At 76.9% G+C, this 2906-nt stretch carries 3 protein-coding genes; 2 read left to right on the plus strand and 1 reads right to left on the minus strand.

Annotated elements, in window-relative coordinates:
• Window positions 1-85: 85 nt before the first annotated feature.
• On the plus strand, window positions 86-694 hold the full coding sequence (locus ACFUEL_RS37855; RefSeq protein ID WP_380242480.1) for a DNA-binding response regulator: 609 nt from the start codon (window positions 86-88) through the stop codon (window positions 692-694).
• On the opposite strand, the gene ACFUEL_RS37860 is transcribed toward ACFUEL_RS37855, so the two are convergent.
• On the minus strand, window positions 660-1784 hold the full coding sequence (locus tag ACFUEL_RS37860) for a sensor histidine kinase (RefSeq protein WP_380242482.1): 1125 nt from the start codon (window positions 1782-1784) through the stop codon (window positions 660-662). The genes ACFUEL_RS37855 and ACFUEL_RS37860 overlap by 35 nt on opposite strands.
• A 246-nt stretch (window positions 1785-2030) precedes the next feature.
• Here ACFUEL_RS37860 and ACFUEL_RS37865 point away from each other — a divergent pair, with 246 nt between their 5' ends.
• On the plus strand, window positions 2031-2807 hold the full coding sequence (locus tag ACFUEL_RS37865; RefSeq protein ID WP_380242484.1) for a BTAD domain-containing putative transcriptional regulator: 777 nt from the start codon (window positions 2031-2033) through the stop codon (window positions 2805-2807).
• Window positions 2808-2906 lie beyond the last annotated feature (99 nt).

The following is a 2906-nucleotide window of genomic DNA, read 5'->3' on the forward strand; positions in this document are numbered from 1 at the left end:
CCGCGGGGGCGACCGGCTCCGGTCGTCGAGAGGGACGGGCGAAGGTTGCCTGACGCGGCACTAGGATCGCGGGCGGGGGTGGTCGGTGATTCGGGTACTGCTGGCCGAGGACATGCACATGGTGCGCGGGGCACTGGTGGCGCTGCTCGGGATGGAGCGGGACATCGCGGTGGTCGCGGAGGTCGAGCACGGGGACGCGGTGCTGCCGCAGGCGCTCGCGCACCGGCCGGACATCGCGGTGGTCGACCTCGACCTGCCGGGGACGGACGGGCTCACCGCCACCGCGGAGCTGCGCCGCCGGCTGCCCGACTGCCGGGTGCTGATCCTGACCGGGCACGGCCGGCCGGGGACGCTGCGGCGGGCGATGGACGCCGGGGCGTCCGGGTACCTGCTGAAGGACGCGCCGCCGGCCGAACTGGCCCGTGCGATCCGGACGGTGGCGGCGGGCGGCCGGGCCGTCGACCCGCAGCTCGCGGCCGCGGCGCGCCGGGCGGTGGACTGCCCGCTGACCCCGCGGGAGGCGGAGGTGCTGCGGCTGGCCGCCGAGGGCGCCGAACCGGCGGAGATCGCGGCCCGGCTGTTCCTGTCCGCGGGGACGGTCCGCAACTACCTGACCACGGTGGTGACCAAGCTCGGCGCCCGCAACCGGGTGGACGCGGTCAGACTGGCGCAGGAGGCGGGCTGGCTGGTCTGAGCGCAGCCGCCGGCACCACCGCCAGCAGGCGGAACGTCCCGTCGGGCTCCCGGGCGGCGGTCAGCCGGCCGTCCAGCTCGGCCAGCCGGCTGCGCAGGTTGCGCAGCCCGGTGCCCCGGCCGTCCGCACCCGCGCCGGTGGTGCCCGCTCCGGTCGTGCCACTCGCGCCGTCGTTGACGATCAGCAGGCGCAACTCCCGCCCCTCCTCGGTCAGTTCGACGCGGCAGCGGCGGACCTTCGCGTGCCGCAGCATGTTGCTGACCGCCTCGCGCAGCACCGTCGCCAGCACCGTGTCCACCGGCCCGGCCGGCACCCGGGCGTCCAGCGCGGCGGTCAGCTCGATGCCGGCCGCGGCGAGCAGCGGCTGGGCCGTCGCCAGCTCGCCCGGCAGCGACAGCTCCGGGTAGCCGTCCGCGACGTCCCGGACGTCCGCCAGCGCCCGCCGGGACACCTCCAGCAGCGCGGTCAACTCCTCGACGGCGCGCTCGGGTTGGTGCGCCACCAGGCGGATCGCCAGCTCGCCCTTCAGGGCGATCGCGGACAGGCTGTAGCCCAGCAGGTCGTGCACGTCCCGGGAGAAGCGGATCCGCTCCCGGGCCACCGCCAGCCGGGCCAGCAGCTCGCGTGCCTCGTGCAGTTCCACCACCAGCGTCGCCAGCCTGGTCAGGCCGAACAGCATCGCCCCGGTCAGCAGCGTCGAGGTGGTCAGGTACGCCACGGTCTGCACGTCGTAGTGCAGCAGCTGCCCGGTCACCGTCATCGACGCCGCCACCGCGCCGTACGCCGCCCAGTTCCAGCGCGGCGGCAGCACCAGCGTCGCCGACCCGGCCAGGAAGCCGCCGGCCGCGCCCCACAGCCCGCCGTAGAACACGACCGGCAGGTACGTCAGCACCGCCTGCAGGCCCAGCGTCCACCCGCCGATCCGGCCGCGCAGCCGCGCCAGGCCGGGCAGCGAGTGCACCACCTGGCAGCCGCAGACGGCGAGGAAGCACAGCAGACCCCACACCCGGCCCCACCGGGAGGGGTGCAGCGTCATCAGGTTGACCGCCATCTGCACGGTGAACGCGCAGAGGAAGACCCACAGCAGCACCAGGGCGAACCTCGGTGCCCGAGCCCGCTCCGGCGGCCCGTCCCCGTCACCGCCCCCGTTCCCGTTCCCGTCCCCGGGCATGCGGATCCCCTCCCGGTCCGTCGGCGAACGGACCGAGCCTACGGGGACCCGGCGGGGACGGCGGCGCGAATCGTGAAGATCTCACTGTCCCGGCCCGCCGCGCGGCTGCCAGGCTCTGCGGTGCGTCCCCCCGCCCGCCCGACCGCCGAGAGGAGGCGGAACACCGTGCAGATCGGTCTGTTGGGGCCCTTTACCGCCGACCACCAGCGGCAGCCGTTCGCCCCGAACGCCGCCAAACCGCGCCAGCTGCTCGCGCTGCTCGCCGTCCACGCCCGCCAGGTCGTCCCCGTGCACGCCCTGGTCGACGAACTGTGGGACCAGCACCCGCCGCGCACCGCCGCCGCCACCGTCCAGACCTACGTCCTGCAACTGCGCCGCCTGCTCGCCCGCGCCCTCGGCGACGCCGGCGCCGCCCGGGCCGCCCTCGCCACCCGCTACGGCGGCTACCTGCTCGACCTGCCGCCCGACGGCCTCGACAGCGCCGGGTTCGAACGGCTGGTCCGGCTCGGCCGGGCCGCCCTCGACCGCGGCGAGGACCACGCCGCGTCCGCGCTGCTCTCCCGGGCGCTGGACGTCTGGCGCGGCGGCGCGCTGGTCGACGTGCAGCGCGGCCCCGCGCTGGCGATCGAGGCGATGCGCCTGGAGGAGGCCCGGCTCACCGCCCGCGAGGCCCGCATCGACGCCGACCTGCGGCTCGGCCGGCACGCCGCGCTGCTGTGCGAACTCACCGCGCTGTGCGCCGCCCACCCGCTGCACGAGGGGCTGCACGCCCGGCTGATCCTCGCCCAGTACCGCTCCGGCCGGGCCTGGCAGGCGCTGGAGACGCACGGCCGGCTGCGCACCGTCCTGGTCCGCGAGCTCGGCATCGAACCGTCCGCGCCGCTGCGCCGCCTGTACGGGCAGGTGCTCACCGCGGACCCGCTGCTCGACCCGGCGGTCTGAACCGGGCCGGGCCGCCGGGCCGCCGGGCACCGGGTACCGGGGGCCGGACGCCGCCGCGCGCGGCCCCCGGCGCCCCGGACCGCCCCGTCAGCGCCCCGC

It is taken from the genome of Kitasatospora sp. NPDC057198 (assembly GCF_042670125.1).
GTDB lineage: Bacteria > Actinomycetota > Actinomycetes > Streptomycetales > Streptomycetaceae > Kitasatospora.